The organism is Evtepia sp., assembly GCF_034090835.1.
Taxonomy (GTDB): Bacteria; Bacillota; Clostridia; order Oscillospirales; family Oscillospiraceae; genus Evtepia.
In genome coordinates this window covers 1-21,624 of the sequence record NZ_JAXDRS010000010.1, presented here as the reverse complement: position 1 = coordinate 21,624, position 21,624 = coordinate 1, and the positions used below count along the sequence as shown (strand labels likewise).

At 58.1% G+C, this 21,624-nt stretch carries 24 protein-coding genes and 1 tRNA gene; 12 read left to right on the top strand and 13 right to left on the bottom strand.

The genetic code is table 11. The annotated features are described in order from the left end of the window. Positions 1-4: 4 nt before the first annotated feature. From mltG to SOR61_RS01625, 6 genes are all read right to left on the bottom strand, one after another. A complete protein-coding gene (gene mltG, locus SOR61_RS01650; protein WP_320610960.1) occupies positions 5-1,252 on the bottom strand; it encodes an endolytic transglycosylase MltG in 1,248 nt (415 codons plus the stop codon). Between the two features lie 68 nt (positions 1,253-1,320). Next, positions 1,321-1,899, bottom strand: a complete 579-nt coding sequence (locus SOR61_RS01645; protein ID WP_320610959.1) for a 5-formyltetrahydrofolate cyclo-ligase — start codon at positions 1,897-1,899, stop codon at positions 1,321-1,323. Between the two features lie 3 nt (positions 1,900-1,902). Further along, entirely contained in the window at positions 1,903-2,586 is a 684-nt protein-coding gene (locus SOR61_RS01640; protein WP_320610958.1) for a thymidylate kinase, read from the bottom strand. Further along, entirely contained in the window at positions 2,583-3,311 is a 729-nt protein-coding gene (locus SOR61_RS01635; RefSeq protein ID WP_320610957.1) for a WecB/TagA/CpsF family glycosyltransferase, read from the bottom strand. Before SOR61_RS01635 ends, SOR61_RS01640 begins: the two co-directional genes overlap by 4 nt. Positions 3,312-3,445: 134 nt before the next feature. After that, positions 3,446-4,507: an asparaginase gene (locus SOR61_RS01630; RefSeq protein ID WP_320610956.1), complete on the bottom strand. Its 1,062-nt coding sequence runs from the start codon at positions 4,505-4,507 to the stop codon at positions 3,446-3,448. A gap of 61 nt (positions 4,508-4,568) precedes the next feature. Further along, positions 4,569-6,176: an MBL fold metallo-hydrolase gene (locus SOR61_RS01625; RefSeq protein WP_320610955.1), complete on the bottom strand. Its 1,608-nt coding sequence runs from the start codon at positions 6,174-6,176 to the stop codon at positions 4,569-4,571. Positions 6,177-6,387: 211 nt separating this feature from the next. Here SOR61_RS01625 and SOR61_RS01620 point away from each other — a divergent pair, with 211 nt between their 5' ends. Further along, positions 6,388-6,750: a VOC family protein gene (locus SOR61_RS01620; RefSeq protein ID WP_320610954.1), complete on the top strand. Its 363-nt coding sequence runs from the start codon at positions 6,388-6,390 to the stop codon at positions 6,748-6,750. A gap of 43 nt (positions 6,751-6,793) precedes the next feature. On the opposite strand, the gene SOR61_RS01615 is transcribed toward SOR61_RS01620, so the two are convergent. Both SOR61_RS01615 and SOR61_RS01610 read right to left on the bottom strand, forming a co-directional pair. After that, positions 6,794-6,937: a hypothetical protein gene (locus SOR61_RS01615; RefSeq protein ID WP_320610953.1), complete on the bottom strand. Its 144-nt coding sequence runs from the start codon at positions 6,935-6,937 to the stop codon at positions 6,794-6,796. After that, the gene (locus SOR61_RS01610; protein WP_320610952.1) at positions 6,934-7,065 is read right to left on the bottom strand and encodes a hypothetical protein; all 132 of its coding nucleotides are present in this window, start codon (positions 7,063-7,065) and stop codon (positions 6,934-6,936) included. The genes SOR61_RS01615 and SOR61_RS01610 overlap by 4 nt, the downstream gene beginning before the upstream one ends. A gap of 490 nt (positions 7,066-7,555) precedes the next feature. Between SOR61_RS01610 and SOR61_RS01605 the strand changes: the two genes are divergently transcribed. Next, positions 7,556-9,253 carry a vWA domain-containing protein gene (locus SOR61_RS01605; RefSeq protein WP_320610951.1) on the top strand — a complete coding sequence of 566 codons (1,698 nt, stop codon included), beginning with the start codon at positions 7,556-7,558 and terminating at the stop codon, positions 9,251-9,253. 71 nt (positions 9,254-9,324) lie between these two features. Further along, positions 9,325-11,052: an S-layer homology domain-containing protein gene (locus SOR61_RS01600; RefSeq protein ID WP_320610950.1), complete on the top strand. Its 1,728-nt coding sequence runs from the start codon at positions 9,325-9,327 to the stop codon at positions 11,050-11,052. Between the two features lie 147 nt (positions 11,053-11,199). On the opposite strand, the gene SOR61_RS01595 is transcribed toward SOR61_RS01600, so the two are convergent. From SOR61_RS01595 to mtaB, 3 genes are all read right to left on the bottom strand, one after another. Further along, complete coding sequence (locus SOR61_RS01595) at positions 11,200-11,679, bottom strand: dihydrofolate reductase (protein ID WP_320610949.1); 480 nt, start codon at positions 11,677-11,679, stop codon at positions 11,200-11,202. A gap of 12 nt (positions 11,680-11,691) precedes the next feature. After that, a complete protein-coding gene (thyA, locus tag SOR61_RS01590) occupies positions 11,692-12,522 on the bottom strand; it encodes a thymidylate synthase (RefSeq protein WP_320610948.1) in 831 nt (276 codons plus the stop codon). 334 nt (positions 12,523-12,856) lie between these two features. Next, the gene (gene mtaB / locus SOR61_RS01585; protein WP_320610947.1) at positions 12,857-14,140 is read right to left on the bottom strand and encodes a tRNA (N(6)-L-threonylcarbamoyladenosine(37)-C(2))-methylthiotransferase MtaB; all 1,284 of its coding nucleotides are present in this window, start codon (positions 14,138-14,140) and stop codon (positions 12,857-12,859) included. 146 nt (positions 14,141-14,286) lie between these two features. On the opposite strand from mtaB, the gene yfbR reads away from it, so the two are divergent. The 8 genes from yfbR (at position 14,287) to SOR61_RS01545 (ending at position 19,372) form a co-directional block, all read left to right on the top strand. Then, the gene (gene yfbR / locus SOR61_RS01580; protein WP_320610946.1) at positions 14,287-14,865 is read left to right on the top strand and encodes a 5'-deoxynucleotidase; all 579 of its coding nucleotides are present in this window, start codon (positions 14,287-14,289) and stop codon (positions 14,863-14,865) included. Positions 14,866-14,937: 72 nt separating this feature from the next. Continuing rightward, entirely contained in the window at positions 14,938-15,210 is a 273-nt protein-coding gene (locus SOR61_RS01575; protein ID WP_320610945.1) for an ACT domain-containing protein, read from the top strand. 21 nt (positions 15,211-15,231) lie between these two features. Then, positions 15,232-16,587 (top strand): PFL family protein, encoded by a 1,356-nt coding sequence (locus SOR61_RS01570; protein ID WP_407066490.1) that lies wholly within the window; start codon positions 15,232-15,234, stop codon positions 16,585-16,587. A gap of 39 nt (positions 16,588-16,626) precedes the next feature. Next, entirely contained in the window at positions 16,627-17,952 is a 1,326-nt protein-coding gene (locus tag SOR61_RS01565; protein ID WP_320610943.1) for a glucose-6-phosphate isomerase, read from the top strand. 123 nt (positions 17,953-18,075) lie between these two features. Further along, positions 18,076-18,489, top strand: coding sequence for a hypothetical protein (locus SOR61_RS01560; RefSeq protein ID WP_320610942.1), 414 nt, complete (start codon positions 18,076-18,078; stop codon positions 18,487-18,489). A 46-nt stretch (positions 18,490-18,535) separates the two neighbouring features. Then, positions 18,536-18,736: a hypothetical protein gene (locus tag SOR61_RS01555; RefSeq protein ID WP_320610941.1), complete on the top strand. Its 201-nt coding sequence runs from the start codon at positions 18,536-18,538 to the stop codon at positions 18,734-18,736. Between the two features lie 24 nt (positions 18,737-18,760). Next, entirely contained in the window at positions 18,761-19,030 is a 270-nt protein-coding gene (locus SOR61_RS01550; RefSeq protein ID WP_320610940.1) for a zinc ribbon domain-containing protein, read from the top strand. Between the two features lie 90 nt (positions 19,031-19,120). Continuing rightward, entirely contained in the window at positions 19,121-19,372 is a 252-nt protein-coding gene (locus SOR61_RS01545) for a DUF6429 family protein (RefSeq protein ID WP_320610939.1), read from the top strand. An 80-nt stretch (positions 19,373-19,452) separates the two neighbouring features. Here SOR61_RS01545 and SOR61_RS01540 read toward each other — a convergent pair whose 3' ends face one another. Next, on the bottom strand, positions 19,453-20,625 hold the full coding sequence (locus SOR61_RS01540; protein ID WP_320610938.1) for an iron-containing alcohol dehydrogenase: 1,173 nt from the start codon (positions 20,623-20,625) through the stop codon (positions 19,453-19,455). 210 nt (positions 20,626-20,835) lie between these two features. On the opposite strand from SOR61_RS01540, the gene SOR61_RS01535 reads away from it, so the two are divergent. Further along, positions 20,836-20,911, top strand: a tRNA-Arg gene (locus tag SOR61_RS01535). 141 nt (positions 20,912-21,052) lie between these two features. Here the strand turns inward: SOR61_RS01535 and nrdD are convergent. Continuing rightward, positions 21,053-21,325, bottom strand: a complete 273-nt coding sequence (gene nrdD / locus SOR61_RS01530) for an anaerobic ribonucleoside-triphosphate reductase (RefSeq protein ID WP_320610937.1) — start codon at positions 21,323-21,325, stop codon at positions 21,053-21,055. Between the last annotated feature and the right edge of the window lie 299 nt (positions 21,326-21,624).

Sequence of the window (21,624 nt, the reverse complement as noted above, 5' to 3'; positions counted from 1 at the left end):
CCTCTCAGCTGTTCTTAAAGGCTTCGAACTCAGCATGTGTGGCGAAGAAGTGGTGGACCTCATCGTCACCCAGGATGTAGTAGAAGTAGTTGGTCTTCTCGGGGTTCATGGCAGCCAGGATGGACTCCATACCCGGGTTCCCGATGGGTCCGGGAGGCAGGCCCTTGTGCTGGTAGGTGTTGTAGGGGCTGTCCAGATTATCGTAGTCCGACGCCGTGACCTTCTGTCCCTCGGGCAGGACATACTTGAGGGCGGCGTCGATCTGCAGGTAACCCATGGTCCCGCCGTTGGGGTTGTTCAACCGGTTGTGGATGACCGAAGAGATCTTGCCGCGGTCGGTGCCGTCGCTCTCGCCTTCGATCAGGGAGGCAATGGTGATGATCTCGTGGATGGTATACCCCTTGTCCTTGATCTGCTGGCGCAGGCTGTCGGTGACCTTGGCGTCGAAGTTCACCAGCATCTTGTTCAGGACGTACTTGGGGTCCTCCCCGGTGTAGAACTCATAGGTATCCGGGAAGAGGTAGCCTTCCAGCCGCTTGTAGTCCCCCATGGGGATATCCTGCAGGAAGGAGAAGGCGTAGTCATGGTTGGCGGCCATGTCCTGGAGCTTTTCCACGGTGGACACGCCGTTCTTTTCCAGGAGCTTGAAGATCTGGTCCACCGTCATACCTTCCGTAATGGTCACGGTAGCCGTGGTCCGGTTGGAAGAGTTGGACCCCATGCTGTTTAAGATGGCCCGGTAGTCCATGTTGGTATTCAGGTTATAGGCGCCCTGGGTGATCTTATCCGGCCCGCCGGAGAAGACAGCAAAGAGCCGGAACAAAAACTTGTAGTTGATGATCCCGTTGTCGTCCAGCTGGTCCACCACGCTGCCAAAGTCCTTGTCCTGGCCCACGGTGATGACCGCCTCTTTATAGTCCTTGTTCAGGGCCAGCATATCGTTGGCCATGGTCCAGCCCACGGTGGCCAGGATGGCGGAGATGCCGCACACCACCAGGATGTAGATCATGGAGTTGGAGAGCGGTGACCGCTTCTGCTTCTTCCGGGCCATGGGTGTGCGGCGGCTGTTGGACCCCGGTTTCCGGCTCTGCTGAGCGGACCTCTGTCCGGAGGGCCGGCCCTCCCGACGGTGGTCGTCCCGGTAGTCCTCCCGGCGGTGGCTCTCCCGGCGGTAGTCATCCCGGTAAGGGTCCCGGCGATGCTCCTCCCGGTAGTCGTTCCACCGGCTGTCCCGTCTGTTGTCCCGTTCCATATGTTACCTCCTATCGTGAGACATCGGGCCTGTCTCACAGGCTTGGATTCGGCGCAGCGCCGTCTCGTTTACTTGTAGGGCCAAACCTGCCCCTCCTCGGTGAGGACGCAGCGGACCCAGGCATCCAGGGGTTCCCGGGGGAGGTTGATCTGGAAGAACTCCTCCCGGCACAGGCCGATGGTCACCCCTTCGTAATCCTCCAGGTAGCGGTCGTAGTAGCCGCCCCCCTGTCCCAGACGGGTGCCGCGGCTGTCAAAGCACAGGCCGGGCACCAGGATCAGGTCCAGGTCCTCCCGCTCCACCAGGGGGCAGTCCTCCCCCGGGGCGGGAATTCCATATTTATCAGGCTTCAGATCAGCAAGGCCAGTGATGGCACGGGCCTCCATTGCATGCTCCGGCAGACACCGGGGCAGACACACCCGCTTGCCCTGGGCCAGCAGGGTGGTGATGATCTCGTCGGTGCGCACCTCGGTGCCCACGCCGTAGTAGACCATCACAGTCTGGGCCGGGGCCAGCTTGGGGTGGGCCAGAAACCGGGCGATGAGCTCCCGGTCCGAGTCTTCCCGTTCCTCCTGGCTCATCTCCTCCAGGGCTTCCCGCATCTGGGCCCGCAGGATCTTTTTTACTTCGGAAACTTCGCTTCCCATGGTTCATTCTCCTTTTGCTTCCAGCAGCGGAGCCACCGCCTGCCAGATCTCCTCGTGGATGGTCTGGATGCTGCGCAGGGTACCATCGGCTGCAAGGCAGGGCACCCGCTGCCAGCCGTAGAAGGCGGCTGCTTCTCCCGCGGCTTGGCGGCAGGCGGCCAGGTAGGCCCGGTCGGTCTCGTGGATGTCACCCTGGGTATGGGTGGCTTCCTCCCGCTTGCGCAGCATTTCCACAGCCCGGTCCGTGGGCATATCCAGATAAAGGACCAGGTCCGGCCGGGGCAGGCCCAGCCGGTCATATTCAAACTCTCCCAGCCAGCGGAAGAAGGCTTCCCGCTCCCCCGAAGGGAGCTTGCTGGCCTGGTGGACAGCGTTGGAGGTGGTATATCGGTCGGCCAGCACCAGGCCGCCCGCTTCATAGTGGCTCTGCCACACTTTTTTCCAGGAGGCGTACCGATCCACCGCATAAAAGCTGGAGGCAGCGTAGGGATTCACATCCCCGGGCCTGTCCCCAAAAGCCCCGGACAGATACATCCGAATGAGGGCAGAGGACTCCTCCTGATACTGGGGGAACACCAGGCGCTGGAAGGGGATCCCCTCCTCCTGCGCCCGCTGACACAACAGGGCAAACTGGGTGGATTTTCCCGAGCCGTCGGTTCCCTCCATCACAATGAGCCGTCCCTTCATGCCGATCCCTTCTTTCTGCTCTCCCGGGCGGCCTCCACCAGAAACAGCGGCAGCTTGGCCATGCGTCCGAACCGGCTGGGCTGATGGAGCAGCCGGTAGAGCCATTCCATGCCCGCCTTCTGCCACACTTCCGGGGCACGCTTCACGTTGCCTGCGTAGACGTCCAGCACACCGCCCAGCCCCACCATCAGGCGGGCGCCGGTCTGCGGCCCGTACCGGGCCATCCAGCGCTCCTGCTTGGGAGCGCCCAGACACACAAAGACCACGTCGGCCTCCGCCGCCCGAATGGCTTCCACCACAGGTCCGGCATCCTGGAAGTAGCCGTCATGCGTCCCGCAGATCACCAGGCCGGGATAGCGTTGTTTCAGGTTCTCCGCCGCCTGCTCTGCCACCCCGGGCTTGGCGCCCAGAAGGAAGAGCCGCCGCTGGGTCCCCTTCAGCCGGTCCAGCAAACCGGAGGCAAAGTCGATCCCCGGGACCCGTCCTTTCAGGGGCCGGCCCAGGATCCTGGCGGCGTAGACCACGCCGATCCCATCCGGCAGCACCAGCGCCGCCTGGTTGAGGATGGTCTTATAGTCCTCGGCCTGGCGGGCCATGTTCACGATCTCCGGGTTGGGGGTCACCACGTAGGAAAAATCCGGTCCTTCTGCCAGCGCCTCGCCGGTCCGGACCGCCTCCTCCAACGTCAGGTCGTCAAAGGAAACTCCCATAATTTCATTGCGCATGTTTGCTGTCTCCCATGGCTCAGACCCGGTCTCTATGGACGCAGGTCGGGATAATAATCTTTGTTATTGTAGCACGATTCCCCCCGTTTGTCCATGCTTCCCCTGAAGAGATGGCGGTTTTTCCGGACAAAGTGTCAAAAACCGTGGAGAAATGCCACAATTAGACCACAGAAAAACAAGATTCGTCCTCTTTGCTCCTCCGGATGACAGAGGATATCCCCTGCCACCGGCGTATAAAACAGGCGGGCGACCTCCCTCTGATCCCGGCCCTGGGCCAGGCTCCACATGAGCTTGGCCACCGCCGCTTCCAGGGTCATGTCATAGGATTCCAGGACCCCCAGATCGTTTTTCAGGCGGTTCCCCACATTGTACACCGCCAGGTCGCTGCCCTCGTTCTGCACCTGGGTGGTCACCACCACCGTCTTCCCCTGGGCTTCGGCCTGGGAGATGAGCCGGTAGAACTGGCCCTGATCTCCCGAGGGCACTCCGCCCACCCCGTAGCTCTCTAAAATCACCCCGTCGCTCTCCTGGAGGGCAAAGGAGAGGTAAGAGGGGGAGATGCCGGGGATCAGCTTCACCAGAGACACCCGGGTGTTTAAATCGTGGCTGAACCGGGGCGCAGGCCCTGCCGGGGGCTGGATGTAGGGCACCAGCCGCCCCTCCTGCACCACCCCCAGCACGGGATAGTTGATGCTGGAAAAGGCCCCGTAGCTCTTGGAGTAGGTCTTTCTGGCCCGGGTACCCAGGATCACCGCCCCGCCGAACACCACGCTCACCCCGGGGATCCGTCCGTCGCTGGCCACGGTAAAGCTGTCCAGCAGGTTGGTCTTGGAGTCCGTAATATCCATATGGATGGGCTTTTGGCTGCCGGTGAGCACGATGGGCTTGGGGCTGTCCTGGATGAGATAGCTCAGGGCCGCCGCCGTGTAGGCCATGGTGTCGGTCCCGTGGCTGATGACAAACCCGTCGAAGCGGTCATAATGATCCTCCACCGCCCGGGCAATGGCCAGCCAGTGGTCCGGCGTCATATTGGTGGAGTCGATATTGCACACCTGGACGCACTCCACCTGGCAGATGGACGCCACCGATGGAATGTACCGCAGAAAGTCTGCCCCCCGCAGCCCGGGGGCCAGACCGGCTTCGGTCATCTCCGAAGCGATGGTCCCGCCGGTTCCGATCATTAAAATCCGTTTCATATCCCTGCTCCTTCCCGAAAACCAGCCAGGCCGTCCGCAAAAGCGGGCGGCCTGGCACACATTATGCTTCTTTCCACTTCTCGGCCATGGCGCGGATCTGCGCCGCCATCTTCTTCAAATCCTTGTTGGCGCCGCCCTTGCTGGTCCTTATGATGGTCATGAGGTCCATGGCAGCGCTCTCCAGCTCGTGATAGGCGGAGGACACGTGTCCGTTGGACTCGAAGCTGAGCTTCTTGGGCTGAAGCTCCACCCCCGCTGCCAGCATGACGTTTTGTGCTAGGTCAAAGACCTCTTCGTACAGGGGTGCGTGGGCGGACATGCCCTTCTCCCGCAGGGTATTGGCAAAGATCTCCGTCACCTGAGCGTCCCCGTGGACCACAAACACCTGCTTGGGTGCCGGGTCGTTGATGTTCTCCACCCACTTGAGCAGGTGGTCCCGGTCTGCGTGGGAGGACAGACCTTTAAAGTTATAGATCGTTGCGTTCACCGCAATGTCTTCGCCAAACAGCTTGACCTGCTTTACCCCGTTGAGTAGATGGCGGCCCAGGGTTCCTTCCCCCTGGTAGCCCACAAAGACAATGGAGCACTCCTCCCGCCACAGGTTGTGCTTTAAGTGATGGCGGATGCGTCCGGCGTCGCACATGCCGGACGCGGAGATGATTACCTTGGAGCTCTTGTCAATGTTCAGCATTTTTGACTCTTCGCTGCTCTGGGTCATCATGAGGCCGGGGAAGGTGAACAGGCGCTGTCCGTCCCGCACCACCTCCAGGGCTTCCTCGTCCAGGTAGCCACGCAGGTCCCCGGAGAAAATGCTGGTGGCCTCGCTGGCCAGTGGGGAGTCCACGCAGACGGTAAAGTCGGGGTTGTTTTTCACCAGCCCTTCCTTCTTCATCTCCCGCATAAAGTACAGCAGCTCCTGTGTCCGGCCCACGGCAAAGGAGGGGATGATGACGTTGCCCCCCTTGGAGAAGGTCTCGTCAATGATCTTCGCCAGCTCCGCCGTGTAGGAGGCCACCGCTTCATGGTTCCGGTCCCCGTAGGTGCTCTCCATCACCACGTAGTCTGCGCCGGTCAGGTAGGATGGGTCCCGGATCACCGGCTGGTTGATGTTGCCGATGTCTCCGGAGAACACAATTTTCCGCTCCGCCTCGTCCTCTGTGAGCCACAGCTCCACGCTGGCCGAGCCCAGCAGGTGGCCCGCGTCTACGAAACGGAGCCTGGCCCCAGGGAAGAGCTCCACCATCTGGCCGTACTCTGCCGTCACCATATGCTCCTCCACCTGGGCGGCGTCCGCCACGGTGTAGAGGGGGTCCACCGGTTCTCGCCCGGCCCGGCGGCCCTTCTGGTTCTTCCACTGGGCCTCCATCTCCTGAATGTGGGCAGAGTCCCGCAGCATGATGGACATGAGCTGGCCGGTGAGGCGGGTGGCATAAATCTTCCCCTGAAACCCCTGCTTAATGAGAAGGGGAATCCGTCCGGAGTGGTCAATGTGCGCGTGGGTCACGATCACATAGTCAATGTAGTTGGGGGCAAAATCCAGCACGGCGTTGTCACGCTCGTCCCTGCCCTGCTGCAAGCCGCAGTCGATCAGGATCTTTTTCCCGGCAACTTCCACGCAATGGCAGCTTCCTGTAACCGCCTTGGCGGCTCCGAAAAAGGTCAGTTTCATGAGATTCCCTCCCTATATAACGTGTGTATGGGGTCTATTTTCTAACGAAGCACAGAGGCACTTCTGTTTTCACAACCTTATCATACCCTATTTCTCCCGCTTTGCATAGGGTATTTTCTCTTTTTCCCGGATGAGGACCATTGCATCCCCTCCCCCGGTGGTAGTAAAATAGGTTCAACATCTTTATATTCATACCGGAGGTACCTGACCTATGACCACCTTAAACCACGTTTGTATCCGTGTTCTGGACACCCAGCGCAGTGTCTCCTTCTACCGGGACGCCCTGGGTCTGACCATCCAGCGGGAGCTGGACATGCCAGACCAGGGCTGGGCCCTCACCTTTTTGGAGGACGGAAAGACTGGCTTCCAGCTGGAACTGTGCCGGGAAACCGGGCGGACCCAGCCCTACACCCTGGGGGACGACTGTCCCCACATTGCCCTGTTGGCGGAGGATTTTCTTGAACTGAAAGAGAAGCATCAGTCCATGGGCCTGGTGTTTGACGAGCTCCCCTCCGGGATCTACTTCATCAAAGACCCCGATGGGCACATTCTGGAGATCCTCCCTCCCAGATGAGGAATACAGGGGCCGGCGCGGCAGTTTTGTCGTGCCGGTTCTTTCATGAACCTCGCAGCTTCCGCAGATTCCACCGGGAGAACACCCCGCTCTCGCGGCAGAGGTTCTGCAGATGCTTGAGCAGGGTGTTCTGCCTGATGGACAGCTGCGCTACGATTTCTTCGTTGTTCATGTCCCGGAGGATCATCCCCAGGTCTCCTCCTCCCGCCGGGTCAGTCGGTAGGTCTCCACCAGTTCCTCCATGATGTGTCCTCCCAGCATAGTTTGCATGGTGGGCAACGCACGGAGATAGAACGCCTCCCGGTCTGTAACCACCCCGTCCGCTCGGGTGCTATAGTAAGTTTAGGGCACAATGAACTTAATCTGTGCCAGCATGGTGCGCTTGCGCTAATCCAAGCTCTCACAGGTGTGAATATGATAGATGATTTCGTTAAATAGCAGGAAGTCATTCTTTCCTTGGGTCCCTCCCTCTGACGGTGGGCCTATCCTGGCACTGTTCCGCCGATCCATGGCCTCAGTATATCCTTCTTCCTTCAAAGAAGTGCAGATTCCGCCCAACTGGCTCTTGCCTCGGGAAACATCCCATGATATAATAAATTCATAATAAAAAAACCGAAGAGAACTGAGACCTTTGGCGTTTCTGACAAGCCGGTTCTACATACCCCAGCGTTTGTCCTGTCCTGCCAATCCCCACAACAAAGCATCTGCCGAGCCGCAGTCAAAAAACGCACTCCAATGAAAGCCCAGTGGATCCGTACTTGGGACCACTATTATATATAAGGGTTTTTATTTAGGAGGAATCTTTATGAAGCAAAAAGTTTTGTCATGCATAATGGCTCTTGTGCTGGTGCTTGGATTATTTCCCGGAACCGCACTGGCGGAAGAGCCGGATGGCGACACACCCACAATCAACGTGCCGCGAAACGGGGCGGTATTGAACGGAACCGAGTATACCACCCTTGATGATGCTATGGAGGCCGCAAGCGATGGCGATACCATCTATCTCGGAGAGGGTACCTACAGCGGTAATGATAAAAATCCGACTGTAGTGGGCAAAGGAGCGGGGAAGACCCTGACATTTGTCGGTGCTAGTCCTGATAAAACAACGTGGAATATTCAGGGCCCGGAAGAACCTTACGTCGTCGATAAAAATTGCGATTACAGTTTTAAAGAAAGTAAATCAATTACTTTTAAGAATATGACGGTTGTCGGCAGTGTGTATAAGGACGGCAGCAAACAAGCTAAATATCTGCAGGGCTTGGCATATATTCAAAATATTACATTAGAAAATTGCGTATTCAATGGACTGGCTGCCTATTGGGGCTATTCGACGACGACATTCAATAACGTTACTTTCAACGCCCCCGGTACAGCGGAATCCGGAATTGATGCTATGGAGTATTCTCTGTGGACTTGGACAGGCAGTGAATATACCTTTAACAACTGCACTTTCAATTCTGCCGGTAAGGTTCTCAACGTTTATAACGAGGGACAACACGGATCAACCACCATCAACTTTAAAAACTGCACGGTCAACTCTTCTAATTCCGATAGCCTGAGTGTCATGAACATTAACGACTCACTTGCTCAAGGGTTTACGGTCAACTTTACCGGGACCAATACGGTCACTGGCATCAAAGCTGACGGAATCGCGGCAACAGATGGCAGCCATGCCAGCGTAGCAAAGAATGGAGCGAAGAAGACTACCGCTGAGGCGACGTGCTCCAAGCTGTTTGAGTTCAACATGAAGTACGGCAACGGCAATACCGGCAAGACTACCGTTACGATTGACGGCAAGACCGTCTGGCAAGATGGCAAAATGGTCAATCACAACATAGCCGCCAATGATGGCTCCAAGCTCTATACCGACGGCTACATAGACAATGCGTTCACCACAAATACAACGACGCAGGGCAAGCGTACCATTACCACCAAAACCTGTAAATACTGCGGCTGGTCGGAAGAAAGCTCCACCTATAACTGGGATGTTTCCCGTTCCAAGACGGCAACCGAACTGAATAAAAATAATGAATCTACAGTCACGCTTTCTCTTCCCAGCGCAGAGGAAAAACTCAGCAGTGATATCGTATTCGTGCTGGACAAGTCTACCAGTACCGACTTGAAAGGCGATGCACTTACCATGCTCTCTAAGATTAAGGAGCAGGTGAATGAAACCGGCGCGACAGTCAAGGTAGGCGTTGTGGTTTTCAATAAAACCGCTACCGTATCCGCACAGCTTACTGATATCTCAACAGACGAGGGATATAATGCGGTCAAAGCCGGGATTGAAACGACGATCGCAAGCGGATCAAATACGCATGCCGGCATGTTGGCAGGAAAGCAGCTGCTTGATAATGATACGAGTGTAGACGCAGCTCGCAAGTATCTAATTCTCGTCAGTGACGGTGTAACTTATCAGTTCTGCAAGGAAAACGATTTTTCAAAGGCTTACACCCGCAACTTCAATAAGGAATTGGGGGGGACCCTACCACCGGCACACTGACAGAAGTTAAGCTGCAGTATTCTACAATACTGAACAGTCCCTTTGTCCCTATGGGTTCAATTGAGGGCTGGATGACAGACATAAAGACGCGCATCAACACTGAACTCGATGATCCTAAGTTTGACTATGAATACAATGGTATGGCCAACGACACGGAAGGTCGGATGACTAAGCTGAATTGCGTTTCCAACGTGGAAAAGGCGCTGTATCTTACGGAAAAGGTTTATATTGACGCTCAGAACGCAGGCTATACTTGCTATTCGGTGCTTAGTAATGACACGTATAAGTTCGGCACTGCTTTTATGAATATGCTTGCCGGCGGAAATACAGTGGACTTCAACACGATACAGAACGACATTCTCTATGCCGTGAGCGTGGGATCCGAAGTTGAGGATAAGATGGGAAGCGAGTTTGACCTTGTTACCGGAACCTTTAAGCTGACCGTTAACGGAACAGAACTCCCGGTGAAGCAAGATCGCGATACCTACTACTTCGGCGATACTGAAAATCTTTCCGCAATAGAAGCAAGCGAAACAAATTACCGATTTAAAGTTGTCTATCAGAAAGATGATGACAGCTTTACTTGGACCATCAACGAAAACGTGTCCAACTTCGCTCCGGTTCAGCTTTCCTACAAAGTGAAGCTAGTAGCCCCGGCGACGAATGCCGGCACATACACGGTTCCTACCAATACATACGCAAGGTTGACGCCTGTAGACTCTGTGGGGAACGTCGGCGAACCTCTCGATTTTGAGAGCCCTACTGTTTCCTACAAGATTTCCAATGGCGGCGGCAGCCCCACGGCCCATTATTTCGCCATTAAGAAAGTAGATGCGCAGGACAGACATCCCCTGAACGGCGCTAAGTTCGGTCTGTATCTGGACGGCAAGCAGATCGCGACTGCCACATCCAACCGCAACGGCATCGCAATGTTCCGCGTTGATGAAAGCGACTATCGAAAGATCAGCTCAAGGAGCAACCTCTATTATCAGGAGCTGACCGCTCCCGAGGGCTATGTTGCGAACAGCGATACGGTCGGCATTAAAAAGAGTGACCTGAAGACGAATGAATATGAGGTGAAGAGGAATGCAGAGACGGTTCGCAACTATCGAAGCTCCACGCCCGCACTGCTGAATGGCGATGACCACTTTGCCTATGTTATCGGCTATCAGGACGGTTCCGTCCGACCGGATGGTTTAATCACACGGGCAGAGACAGCTACTATCTTCTTCCGTTTGCTGAAAGACAATGTGCGTGATGGCAATCTGCTGACCAGCAACACCTACACCGACGTGACGAACAGCTATTGGGCCAATACAGCCATCTCCACCATGACCGGGTTGGGCATCGTGCAGGGCCGCAGCACTGCCGTCTTTGACCCCAACGCTTCCATCACACGCGCGGAGTTTGCCGCCATCTGCGCCCGTTTCGATACCGGCACCGCCAGCGGCACTCAGACCTTCTCCGACATCAGCGGTCACTGGGCGGAAAAATATATCCAGCGCGCCGCAGAGCTGGGTTGGATCAAGGGCTTTGAGGACGGGACCTTCCGTCCCGATGCCTACATCACCCGCGCACAGGCGATGACCATGATCAATCGTATGCTGAACCGTATCCCGGAGGATACCAGCGACTTGCTGCCCGGCATGAACGTCTGGCCGGACTGCAACCCCGGCGACTGGTTCTATCTGGCAGTGCAGGAGGCCACCAACAGCCACGACTTTAAGCACAAGGCTGGCAACTATGAGACGTGGACGAAGCTGAAGACTGCGCCCGACTGGACGCGGTACGAGAACTGACATCGAGCATATCTATTAGAGAATTTCAGACTCAATAACACCCACGGGGCGCACCGAATTCGGTGCGCCCCGTGGGTGTTTGCATTGCTCTAAGCAATACTTCTCAACGTTTACCTTGTGCGGGCTTGTCTTATGTCGTCCCTTTTTTCATAGTCTGCGGTAGGTCACATAGGAATAGGTCAGGTCCTGGTAGGAGAAGGGCCCCGCTTTCTCCACCACTCCCCAGGCCGGGTCCTGGTCCAGGTCGGGGAAAAAGGTGTCCGCACCCGGGAAGGCGTGGTGGATTCTAGTCACATAAGCCACCTGGCACTGGTCCAGGGTCTGGCGGTATATGCTCTCCCCGCCAATCACAAAGGTATCCTCTCCTGCCTGGGCGAGGGCCGCCTCCAGGGTGGGGAAAACCTCTCCCCCCTCCGGCGCAAAGTCCGGACGACTGGACAGGATGAGGTTTCGCCGGTTCTTCAGGGGCCGGCCTCCCGGAAAGGTTTGCAGGGTCTTCCGCCCCAGAAGCACCGGATGTCCGGTGGTGAGCTGCTGAAACCGCTTTAGGTCCGCAGGGATGTAGCAGAGCTGGTCGCCACCCTTCCCGATGGCCCAGTTTGCGTCCACGGCTACAATGAGATACATCCTTTTCCCTCCTTAGATGGCCACCGGGATTTTCTCGTCCAGGGGATGGCACTGATACCCTTTCAGCTTCACGCTGTCCGGGGTGAAGGCGTAGAAATCCGTCACCGACGGGTCCAGAGAAAATTGGGGGGCCTCATACGGTGTCCGGGCAATGATCTCTTCCACCAGAGGAACGTGACGATCGTAGATATGGGCATCGGCGATCACATGGATGAGTTGCCCCGCCTTCAGCCCGGATACCTGGGCCAGCATGTGCACCAGCACTGCGTACTGCATCACGTTCCATCCGTTGGCGGTGAGCATATCCTGAGAGCGCTGGTTGAGCACCGCGTTCAAGGTCTTGCCGCTGACGTTAAAGGTCATGGACCAGGCGCAAGGATACAGGGCCATTTCACTCAGGTCATGGTGGTTGTACAGATTGGTGAGGATCCGTCGGGAGGCCGGGTTATGCTTCAAGTCGTAAAGCACCCGGTCCACCTGGTCCATCTCCCCTTCCGGATACTCGTGCTTGATCCCCAGCTGGTACCCATAGGCCTTGCCGATGGAGCCGGTCTCATCGGCCCAGGCGTCCCAGATCCCCGTAGAGAGCTCACCCACGCTGTTGGACTTCTTCTGCCAGATCCACAGCAGCTCGTCCACAGCGCTCTTTAAATACATCTTCCGAATGGTCTGAATGGGAAACTCTTCCCGAAGGTCATACCGGTTCACAATCCCGAACTTCTTCACGGTATGAGCCGGTGCCCCATCCTCCCAATGGGGGCGCACCGACTGGTCGGTATCCCACACTCCTTTGGACAGGATGTCCTTACAGTTTTCAATAAACAGCTGGTCTGCTTTGCTCATCGCTACTCCCCCTCCTCCACCGCCCCGGAGGGGGGTAGATCGCTTTCTTTTGGCCTTATTATAAGGAATCTCAACACGGATGTACATAGGCATTCTATCTATTCATTCTATCACAATACCGCCCATCGTTCTCAAACTTGAAACTGGCAAGCCCAATTTTATACCTGTCAAATACGAAACCGTGTAATATACTTGCATTTCCTTTTCGTTTTAACAATTCCCATTGGCCCCTCCACTGAGACAAGCGCTCCCATATACGCCAGAAAAACAACCACCCCCGTGGTCGCAGAGTCTGTGGCTACAAAGCCTCTGATTTCTTATCTTGATAATAATGCTATACAATGGTACCGTACAGGCCGTCGCCGCCAGCGGCGGTGATCGTCACCTCCCGCAGGGTATTGTGCAGGTCGGTCCCCTTCACCCGCACTTCTGCGTACTGGGGTGTGTATCCCCGCCAGAAGCCGTCCTTCTCCTCCTCAAAGAGGGCTGGGATCGTCTTGCCCACCCAGCTGGTGAGCCAGGCCCGCTGCATGGCCTCCGCCACCTGGGCTCCCTCGTGGGTCCGCTGGGCCTTGACGACGTTAGGCACCTGGTCGGGCATGGAGGCCGCCGGAGTCCCCTGCCGCCGGGAATAGGGAAAGATGTGCATATGGGAAAAGGCACAGCGCCTGATAAACTCCAGGGTGGTCTGGAACTCCTCTTGGGTCTCTCCAGGAAAGCCCACGATCATATCTGTGGTGATGCCCGGCTGGTCAAAGAACTGCCGCAGCAGGGTCACTGACTGAAAATACCGCTGGGTGTCATACTTCCGCCGCATCCGGGCCAGCGTCTCGTCGCAGCCGCTCTGCATGGACAGATGGAAGTGGGGACATAGGTTGGGCAAAGCGGACAGGCGGCGGCAAAAGTCCTCGGTCACGGTCCGGGGCTCTAAAGACCCCAGCCGCACCCGCATCCCTGGGACCGCCCAGCACACGGCCTCGATCAGGTCGGTGGGGGTTGGTCTGCCCTCCAGGTCCCGGCCATAGGAGCACAGCTCGATGCCCGTCAGCACCAGCTCCCGGTATCCCTTTTCCTCCAGACTCCGGGCGGCGGCCACCGCCCGGTCCAAGGGCAGAGAACGCACCGGCCCACGAGCATAGGGAATGATGCAGTAGGCGCAGAAGTTGGTGCAGCCGTCCTGGACCTTCAGCATGGCCCGGGTCCGTCCTTCCAGGCCCCCGGGGGGCAGTTCCTCAAAGGCACGACGGTGGAAGGCCTCGTCCAGCGCCATGGTCGTTCCTCCTCCGGACAGGCTCTCCAGCAGATCCAGGAACCCCATCCGGTCCCCGCTGCCGCCGATAAGGTCCACGTCCAGCTCCTTGGCCTGCTCCGGGGAGACCTGGGGATAGCATCCGCACAGGGCCACCAGCGACTCCGGCGCCCGCTTCCGGGCCTGCCGGACCGCCTGCCGGGACTTCTTGTCGCTGACGGCGGTCACCGTACAGCTGTTAATAATGTAGCAGTCCGCCTCCTGGTGGAAGGGCACCAGCGTATGGCCCCGGGCCAGCAGGATCTCCTCCATGGCCTGACTCTCATACTGATTTACTTTACACCCGAGGGTGTGCAGGGCAACTCGCATACAGCCCCTCCTATCCCGTCAAAAGTTCTTCCTTTTTGTCGTGTCATCTGGTATAATAATTGGTATTCTTTACGGAACTCCGGGGAGTCCTTGTTTACTCTACCATATCCCCACCGTAAAATCTACGATTTTTTTATGGAGTTTTTATGGCCTATCCCTTTTTCGCTTATATCTCCCGCCTGCGCTACATCGGCCGCTGGGGCCTCATGCGCAACACCTTCCAGGAAAACGTGCAGGAACATTCCCACATGGTAGCCGTTCTGGCCCACGCCCTGGCAGTCATCCGGCGGGACCAGTTCGGCGGGACCGTGGACCCCGGGTATGTGGCCACAGTGGCCCTCTACCACGACGCCCCGGAGATCTTCACCGGCGACCTGCCCACTCCGGTCAAGTACGCCAACCCCGCCATCCGGGACGCCTACAAGGCCGTGGAGACCAGCGCCGCTGCCCGGCTGGCTGCCATGCTCCCCCCGGAGATGCAGCCGGAGTTTCAGCGGCTGCTTACGGAGACCGATCCGGAGATCCTGTCCCTGGTCAAGGCCGCGGACAAACTCTCCGCCTATCTCAAGTGCCAGGAAGAGCTGAAGGCCGGGAACCTGGAGTTCCAGTCTGCCGCCCAGCAGACCCTGGAGGCCCTGCGCAGCTTCGGCCTGCCGGAACTGGACTACTTCATCGACCAGTTCCTCCCTGCGTTTCTTCTCACCCTGGACGAACTGCAGCCGTAACTGTAACCCCTGCCGCTCGATGGCAGGGATACAATTATAAATTACTAACGGATAAAAGAGAGGTACACCACTATGCGAGCAGTTATCACCGTCGCCGGCAAGGACCAGGTGGGCATCATTGCCACCGTCACCCAGGAGCTGGCCAAGCAGAACGTCAACATCCTGGACATCACCCAGACCATCCTCCCCCCCGACTTCTTCACCATGGTCATGCTGGTGGACGCCGGGGCTTCTCAGCTGCCCTTCGGCGACCTGGCTGACAAGATGGCCACTCTGGGCGAGGAGATGGGAATGGCCATCCGCGCTCAGCGGGAGGACACCTTCCATGCTATGCACCGGATCTGAGCAGGGAGGCGGTAACGTATGATCAATTCTTCCGAAATTCTGCAAACGATCAACATGTTCGACCAGCAGCATCTGGACATTCGCACCATCACCATGGGCATCTCGCTGCTGGACTGCGCCGACCCCAACCGGGACACCGCCTGTCAGAAGATCTACGACAAGATCTGCCGCCGGGCACAGAACCTGGTCTCCACCGGTGAGGCCATTGAGAAGGAGTTCGGCATTCCCATCGTAAACAAACGGGTCTCCGTCACCCCCATCTCCCTGGTGGCCTCCGCCAGCGACTGCCAGGACTACGTCCCTTTCGCCGCTGCCCTGGACAGAGCCGCCAAGACCTGCGGCATCGACTTCATCGGCGGCTTCTCCGCTCTGGTGCAGAAGGGCTTCTCCCTCTCTGACCGGAAGCTCATCACCTCCATCCCCGAGGCCCTGGCCACCACCGACCTGGTGTGCTCCTCTGTGAACGTGGGCTCCACCAAGGCAGGCATCAACATGGACGCCGTGGCCGAGATGGGCCGGGTCATCAAAAAGACCGCTGAACTCACCGCCAGCACCGGCGGCTTCGGCTGCGCCAAGCTTGTGGTCTTTGCCAACGCCGTAGAGGACAACCCCTTCATGGCCGGCGCTTTCCACGGTGCCGGTGAGCCGGAGTGCGTCATCAACGTGGGCATCTCCGGCCCGGGCGTGGTCCACCATGCGCTCACCCAGGTGAAGGGCGAGCCCTTTGACGTGGTGGCAGAGACCATCAAGAAGACCGCCTTCCGCATCACCCGTATGGGTCAGCTGGTGGCCCGGGAGGCCTCCTCCCGTCTGGAGGTCCCCTTCGGCATCGTAGACCTCTCCCTGGCCCCCACCCCCGCCATCGGCGACTCCGTGGCCCGCATCCTGGAGGAAATGGGTCTGGAGATCTGCGGCACCCACGGCACCACCGCTGCCCTGGCCATGCTCAACGACGCAGTGAAGAAGGGCGGCGTCATGGCCTCCAACCACGTTGGCGGCCTCTCCGGCGCTTTCATCCCCGTGAGTGAAGATGAAGGCATGATCGCCGCCGCCCAGAAGGGCGCACTCCAGCTGGATAAGCTGGAAGCCATGACCTGCGTATGCTCTGTGGGTCTGGATATGATCGCCGTGCCCGGCGACACCCCCGCCGAGACCATCTCTGCCATCATCGCAGACGAAGCGGCCATCGGCATGGTGAACTCCAAGACCACCGCCGTCCGTCTCATCCCCGCCCCCGGCAAGAAGGTGGGCGACACCGTAGAGTTCGGCGGCCTGCTGGGCTCCGCCCCCGTGATCCCCGTCCACCCCTTCTCCAGCGCAGCCTTCATCCAGCGGGGAGGACGGATCCCCGCTCCCATGCAGAGCCTGAAAAACTAATCCCCATTTTATTACATCCCATCAGGAGGGATCGATACCATGCTGCAATTTGATGTTTCCAACGCCCTCCCCTTTCTGCCGGATAACTGGCTCTCCTCCCGTTTGGACGGCCTGACCGAGTCCAGAAACCTCCTGGAGAAAGGCACCGGTCTGGGCGGTGGGTTCACCGGCTGGGTCCGCCTGCCGGAAAACTATGACCAGCAGGAATTGTCCCGGCTCCTCCACACTGCCAAGATCATCCAGAGCCAGTCTGAGGTCCTGGTGGTCATCGGCATCGGCGGCTCTTACCTGGGGGCCCGCGCCATGCTGGAAATGCTGACCTCCCCCAACTATAATCTGCTGTGCAAAAAGACCCCTCAGATCTTCTTTACCGGCAATACCCTCTCCCCCGACACCCTCACGGAGCTGCTGGACTACGTCCGCAACAAAGACTTCTCCGTGAACGTCATCTCCAAGTCCGGCTCCACCACGGAGCCCTCCATCGCCTTCCTGCTCTTCCGCCAGCTGCTGGAGGAAAAGTACGGACGGGACGGGGCCAGAGACCGGATCTTCGTCACCACCGACCGCCACGAGGGGACCCTGCGCCAGCTGGCCAACCAGGAGGGCTACGCCACCTTCTCCATCCCCAACAACATCGGCGGCCGGTACTCGGTCCTCACCCCTGCGGGCCTGCTGCCCCTGGCCGTGGCCGGGCTGCGGGTGAAGGAGATCCTGGCCGGTGCCGCCGACGCCATGGTGCGGCTGCGCACCCCCGGACAGGACAACCCCGCCTGGCAGTACGCCGCCGCCCGGAACGCCCTCTACGAAAGCGGCAAGCCCATTGAGATCCTGGCCTGCTACGAGCCCTCCTTCCGCTTCTTCGGCGAGTGGTGGAAGCAGCTCTTCGGCGAGAGCGAGGGCAAGGAAGGACTGGGGGTCTTCCCCGCCAGCGTGGAGTTTACCGCCGACCTCCACTCTATGGGCCAGTACATCCAGGAGGGCACCCGGAACCTCTTTGAAACCGTCGTCCGGTTTGTGGTTCCCCTCTCCTCCTGTCTGCTGGACCCCACCCCCGGCGACCTGTCCGGCCTGGACTTCCTCCGGGGGAAAGATCTGCGGTTCGTCAACGAGCAGGCCCGCAAGGGAACCGCCCTGGCCCACGTGGACGGGGGCGTGCCCAACCTCCTGCTCTCCGTGGACGAGCGCACCCCCTACTGGGCCGGCCAGCTGGTCTACTTTTTTGAGTATGCCTGCGGCCTGTCCGGCTACCTGCTGGGCCTCAACCCCTTTAACCAGCCCGGGGTGGAAGCCTACAAGGAAAACATGTTCGCCCTGCTGGGAAAGCCCGGCCACGAGGCCCATCGGGACGCTCTGCTCTCCCGCTGAACCCCGCCCCGGCCCGGCCAACTATTTTTGAAAAATATGTGAATTCCATTGCAATTTTCCCGGTGGGATGGTAACATAAAATTAACAGAAACCATCTTTCTGGATTTATAAGGAGTGATTATCATGGTTAGAGTGATTATGGGCGCGAAGGGAAGCGGAAAGACCAAGCAGCTCATTGATATGATCAACTACGCCGCAGAAAACGAAAGCGGCAACGTCGTGTGCGTGGAAACCGGCAAGAAGCTGGTCTATGACGTAAGCCCCAACGTGCGCCTGGTGGAATCCAGCGATTTCGCCGCCGACAACTTTACGTTCCTTAAGGGTTTTATCAGCGGCATGTATGCCTCCAACTATGACCTGACCCATATCTTCATCGACAGCCTCTGCAAGATCATCCCCTCCGAGCCCGACTCCCCCGAGGTGGAAGAGTTCCTCCAGTGGCTGGATCGCTTCTCCGAGATGAACGAAGTGAAGTTCACCATCACCATCAGCGCCGACATCGCGCTGGCTACCGAGGCTATGAAGGCATACTTCTAAGCTCTCCCCTCTCGTACCGTTACTTTCTAAAAAGGAGGAATATTTTATGGCACTTCGCGACAAGCTTAACACCCTGGCCATCACCGCCACCAGCAGAGCCAACATCGCCATTGAAAACGGCAAGTTGAACCTGAAGATCAGCAGCGAAGAACGGAAGATCACCGAATTCACCCTGAACCTGGGCGAGCTTCTGGTGGACCGTTTGGACGCCGGTGAGACCTTTGACGACGAGATCATGGCCCTCTAGTCCTCCATTCAGGCCGCCAGAGACGTGATCATCCGGGCCAGAACCGACATTGAGGCCAACAACCGCCAGCCCGAAGACACCGGCGCTGCTTCGGAGGTGGATCCTCTGTCCGTCTGCACCCAGTGCGGCGCCCAGTTGGCAGAAAATGCAAACTACTGTTCCGTATGCGGCGTAAAAGTCGAGCCGCCGGAGGAGGAGCCCATCCCCACCTGCGGCCAGTGCGGCGCACAGCTGGAACCCAACGCCAACTTCTGCAACCAGTGCGGCAGCAAAGTCCCGCCCGCCGCTGAATAAGCGGGAAAACCCATAACCAAATCCATAAAACCCGCCGGTTTTCCCAGGGGAGACCGGCGGGTCTGTTTTTCTCCGGGAAAGGAGCGCTCTATGGACAGAACCCCCAAACAGGTCCAGGACCTGACCCTGGCCCCGCTCTACCTCACCTCTCTGGCTGACCAGGAGGACCCGGCCGGCCGCCGCTGCTGGAAAGGCTATGACTTTTCCACCCTGGAAGATCTGAAAGCCCAGGGGCTTCTTCAGGATACCCAGGGCCGCATCCCCCTTCGGCTGCCCCCGGAAGGGATCGCCCGGGCCAAAGAGATTCTTTCCGCTTACGGGCTGGAGGACCTGACGAAGTAACCAATCCTTGTAAAACAAATGCGGCCCTGCTTCCCGGTGGGAAGCAGGGCCGCGTTTTCAGTTCTTGTTAAAAATGAGTCTTAGCGATAGGACTCCTGATAGATCTTCACGATATCCTCGTCGCTCAGGGCGATGCGGTCCATCTTGAAGAGGATGCCCATGGTGCTGCGGGCGTTGGCCGCAAACTTGGGGAACTCATCGGGGGTGATGCCGTAATCGGACATCTTCAGGTCGGCCACGCCGCAGACCTTCTGCAGGTCAACCAGAGCGGTGACGAAGTCCATAGGTTCCTTGGCGTCTTCCTTGCCCATGGCCTTGGCCATCTGGATGAACCGCTCGGCCAGCTCGGGGCAGTTCTCCACCATATGGGTGTAGTAAGCCCGGCTGATCATGATGAGGCCGGCGCCGTGGGCGATCTCGGAATGGTAAGCGGACAGGGGGTGCTCCAGAGCGTGCTCGGAACACAGGTTGTCCACGCTCATCACCATGCCGGACATGCTGCTGCCGAAGGCGACCTGCTCTCTGGCGGCGGCGTTCTTGCCGTCGGCGCAGGCGGTGGCCAGGTTGCGGCCCACGCACTCGATGGCCTTCAGGGCCAGCATGTCACGCATCAGGTTGTTGGTGTTATTGATGTAGGACTCGGTGGAGTGGAAGAGGGCGTCAAACCCCTGGAAGGCGGTGAACTTGGGGGGCACGGACAGCATAAAGTCCGGGTCCACCACGGACAGCACAGGGAAGGTCTTCTTGTTGCCGCCGCTCATCTTCTCGTTGGTCTCTTCGTTGGTCACGATGGTCCAGGCGTCCAGCTCGGTGCCGGTGCCGGCGGTGGTAGGGATGGCCACGATGGGCAGGGGGTTGTTCTTCATCTTCTTGCCGCCGCCGGTGCCGCCGTAGATGTAATCCCAGTAGTTGCCCTCGTTGGGTGCCATGATGGCAATGGCCTTGGCTGCGTCAATGCTGCTGCCGCCGCCCAGGCCCACCACGAAGTCGCAGCCGTTGGCGCGGGCAAACTCTGCCCCGTCCATAACGTTGGCGATCACGGGGTTGGGCAGGATCTTATCAAACACCACGGACTCGACCCCAGCCTTGGTCAGCTGGTCCTGCACGGTGTCCAGATAGCCGTTGGCACGGGTGGACTTACCGCTGGAAATGACGATCATGGCCTTCTTGCCGGGCAGGCGCTGCTTGTGCAGCTTCTGGATGACGCCCTGGCCGAAGAGCAGATTGGTGGGAACTTGGAAGGAAAAACTCACAATAATTGTCTCCTTTCGATGGTGCAATGGTTTGGTACACAGTGCCGCTTTTTCACAGGGATACTCTATCATGGATGCCCGGGCAAGGGCAAGTCCCCAGCCTACTTTTTCCCCCTTTTCCAGAGAAAAAAATTCTTTTCTCCATTCCCCAAAATTCCTCTTTACTTTTCCTCTATTCCTTGCTATAATGATTGGGCAATTAAGGCACACGCGCCAGTGGCGTAATGGATAGCGCATCAGATTCCGGTTCTGAGGGTTGGGGGTTCGAGTCCCTCCTGGCGTGCCAACAAAAATCCCCCGAAAAGCCTTGATACCAAAGGGTTTTTCGGGGGATTTCGTATTCTTGTTTCTCTGTTTGCTTTAGCGCAGTTGCTGGGTTTTCCGGGGTTTTCAGGGGTTTTGGTGCGGGAAATCACTCGGGAAATTTTTACACGCTGTGCTTCACCCGATCATGCACCTCTGCCAGCTTCCCGTTGTTGAAGCGGCTCAGGTCCCCCACCAGGTAGCCGGTAATGCGCCGGACACGCTGGAAGGGGATCTTTTCAAAAACGGGCGTGATGCCGTATTCGTCCGGGTTTCCGGTGGTGCGGATGGAGATCTCCACCACCTTGCGCCCTTCCTCCTGCTCCATCATGGCAATGGCCTTTTGGATGATCTCGTCTGGCAGCCCTTCCGGGTTGTTGATCTTCACGTTTTGCATAACATTCCCTCCTCTTTGATGGCTTTAGTATACCACACAGCGAAGGAAATGCCAGTGATAAAATCACCGATCGTACAAACCAGCCCGGTCGTTGATCACCAGCACCCGCAGCAGGTCGCTGGTAAGCCCCAGGCCGCTTTCGTCACCCCGCAGGTAGATTCTTGTCTACCAGCTTCTTGACGGTCTCCCGGCCCCACGCAGGCACCTCCTGGAGGGTCTCATACACCACGGTGCCTTTCAGCAGCTCATCATCTACAATCTGTCTGACTTTCAGCTCGTCCATGTCCGGCTCCTTTCTC

Bases quoted from the DNA above. Each gene is read 5' to 3' on its own strand.
- SOR61_RS01575 (WP_320610945.1), top strand. From the start codon at position 14,938: ATGCGAGCAGTTATCACCGTCGCCGGCAAGGACCAGGTGGGCATCATT.
- SOR61_RS01600 (WP_320610950.1), top strand. From the start codon at position 9,325: ATGACAGACATAAAGACGCGCATCAACACTGAACTCGATGATCCTAAG.
- nrdD (WP_320610937.1), bottom strand. From the start codon at position 21,325: ATGCAAAACGTGAAGATCAACAACCCGGAAGGGCTGCCAGACGAGATC.
- SOR61_RS01635 (WP_320610957.1), bottom strand. From the start codon at position 3,311: ATGCGCAATGAAATTATGGGAGTTTCCTTTGACGACCTGACGTTGGAG.
- SOR61_RS01645 (WP_320610959.1), bottom strand. From the start codon at position 1,899: ATGGGAAGCGAAGTTTCCGAAGTAAAAAAGATCCTGCGGGCCCAGATG.
- SOR61_RS01620 (WP_320610954.1), top strand. From the start codon at position 6,388: ATGACCACCTTAAACCACGTTTGTATCCGTGTTCTGGACACCCAGCGC.
- mtaB (WP_320610947.1), bottom strand. From the start codon at position 14,140: ATGCGAGTTGCCCTGCACACCCTCGGGTGTAAAGTAAATCAGTATGAG.
- SOR61_RS01545 (WP_320610939.1), top strand. From the start codon at position 19,121: ATGGACAGAACCCCCAAACAGGTCCAGGACCTGACCCTGGCCCCGCTC.
- SOR61_RS01565 (WP_320610943.1), top strand. From the start codon at position 16,627: ATGCTGCAATTTGATGTTTCCAACGCCCTCCCCTTTCTGCCGGATAAC.
- SOR61_RS01555 (WP_320610941.1), top strand. From the start codon at position 18,536: ATGGCACTTCGCGACAAGCTTAACACCCTGGCCATCACCGCCACCAGC.
- yfbR (WP_320610946.1), top strand. From the start codon at position 14,287: ATGGCCTATCCCTTTTTCGCTTATATCTCCCGCCTGCGCTACATCGGC.
- mltG (WP_320610960.1), bottom strand. From the start codon at position 1,252: ATGGAACGGGACAACAGACGGGACAGCCGGTGGAACGACTACCGGGAG.
- SOR61_RS01625 (WP_320610955.1), bottom strand. From the start codon at position 6,176: ATGAAACTGACCTTTTTCGGAGCCGCCAAGGCGGTTACAGGAAGCTGC.
- SOR61_RS01605 (WP_320610951.1), top strand. From the start codon at position 7,556: ATGAAGCAAAAAGTTTTGTCATGCATAATGGCTCTTGTGCTGGTGCTT.
- SOR61_RS01595 (WP_320610949.1), bottom strand. From the start codon at position 11,679: ATGTATCTCATTGTAGCCGTGGACGCAAACTGGGCCATCGGGAAGGGT.
- SOR61_RS01630 (WP_320610956.1), bottom strand. From the start codon at position 4,507: ATGAAACGGATTTTAATGATCGGAACCGGCGGGACCATCGCTTCGGAG.
- SOR61_RS01560 (WP_320610942.1), top strand. From the start codon at position 18,076: ATGGTTAGAGTGATTATGGGCGCGAAGGGAAGCGGAAAGACCAAGCAG.
- SOR61_RS01615 (WP_320610953.1), bottom strand. From the start codon at position 6,937: ATGATCCTCCGGGACATGAACAACGAAGAAATCGTAGCGCAGCTGTCC.
- SOR61_RS01640 (WP_320610958.1), bottom strand. From the start codon at position 2,586: ATGAAGGGACGGCTCATTGTGATGGAGGGAACCGACGGCTCGGGAAAA.
- thyA (WP_320610948.1), bottom strand. From the start codon at position 12,522: ATGAGCAAAGCAGACCAGCTGTTTATTGAAAACTGTAAGGACATCCTG.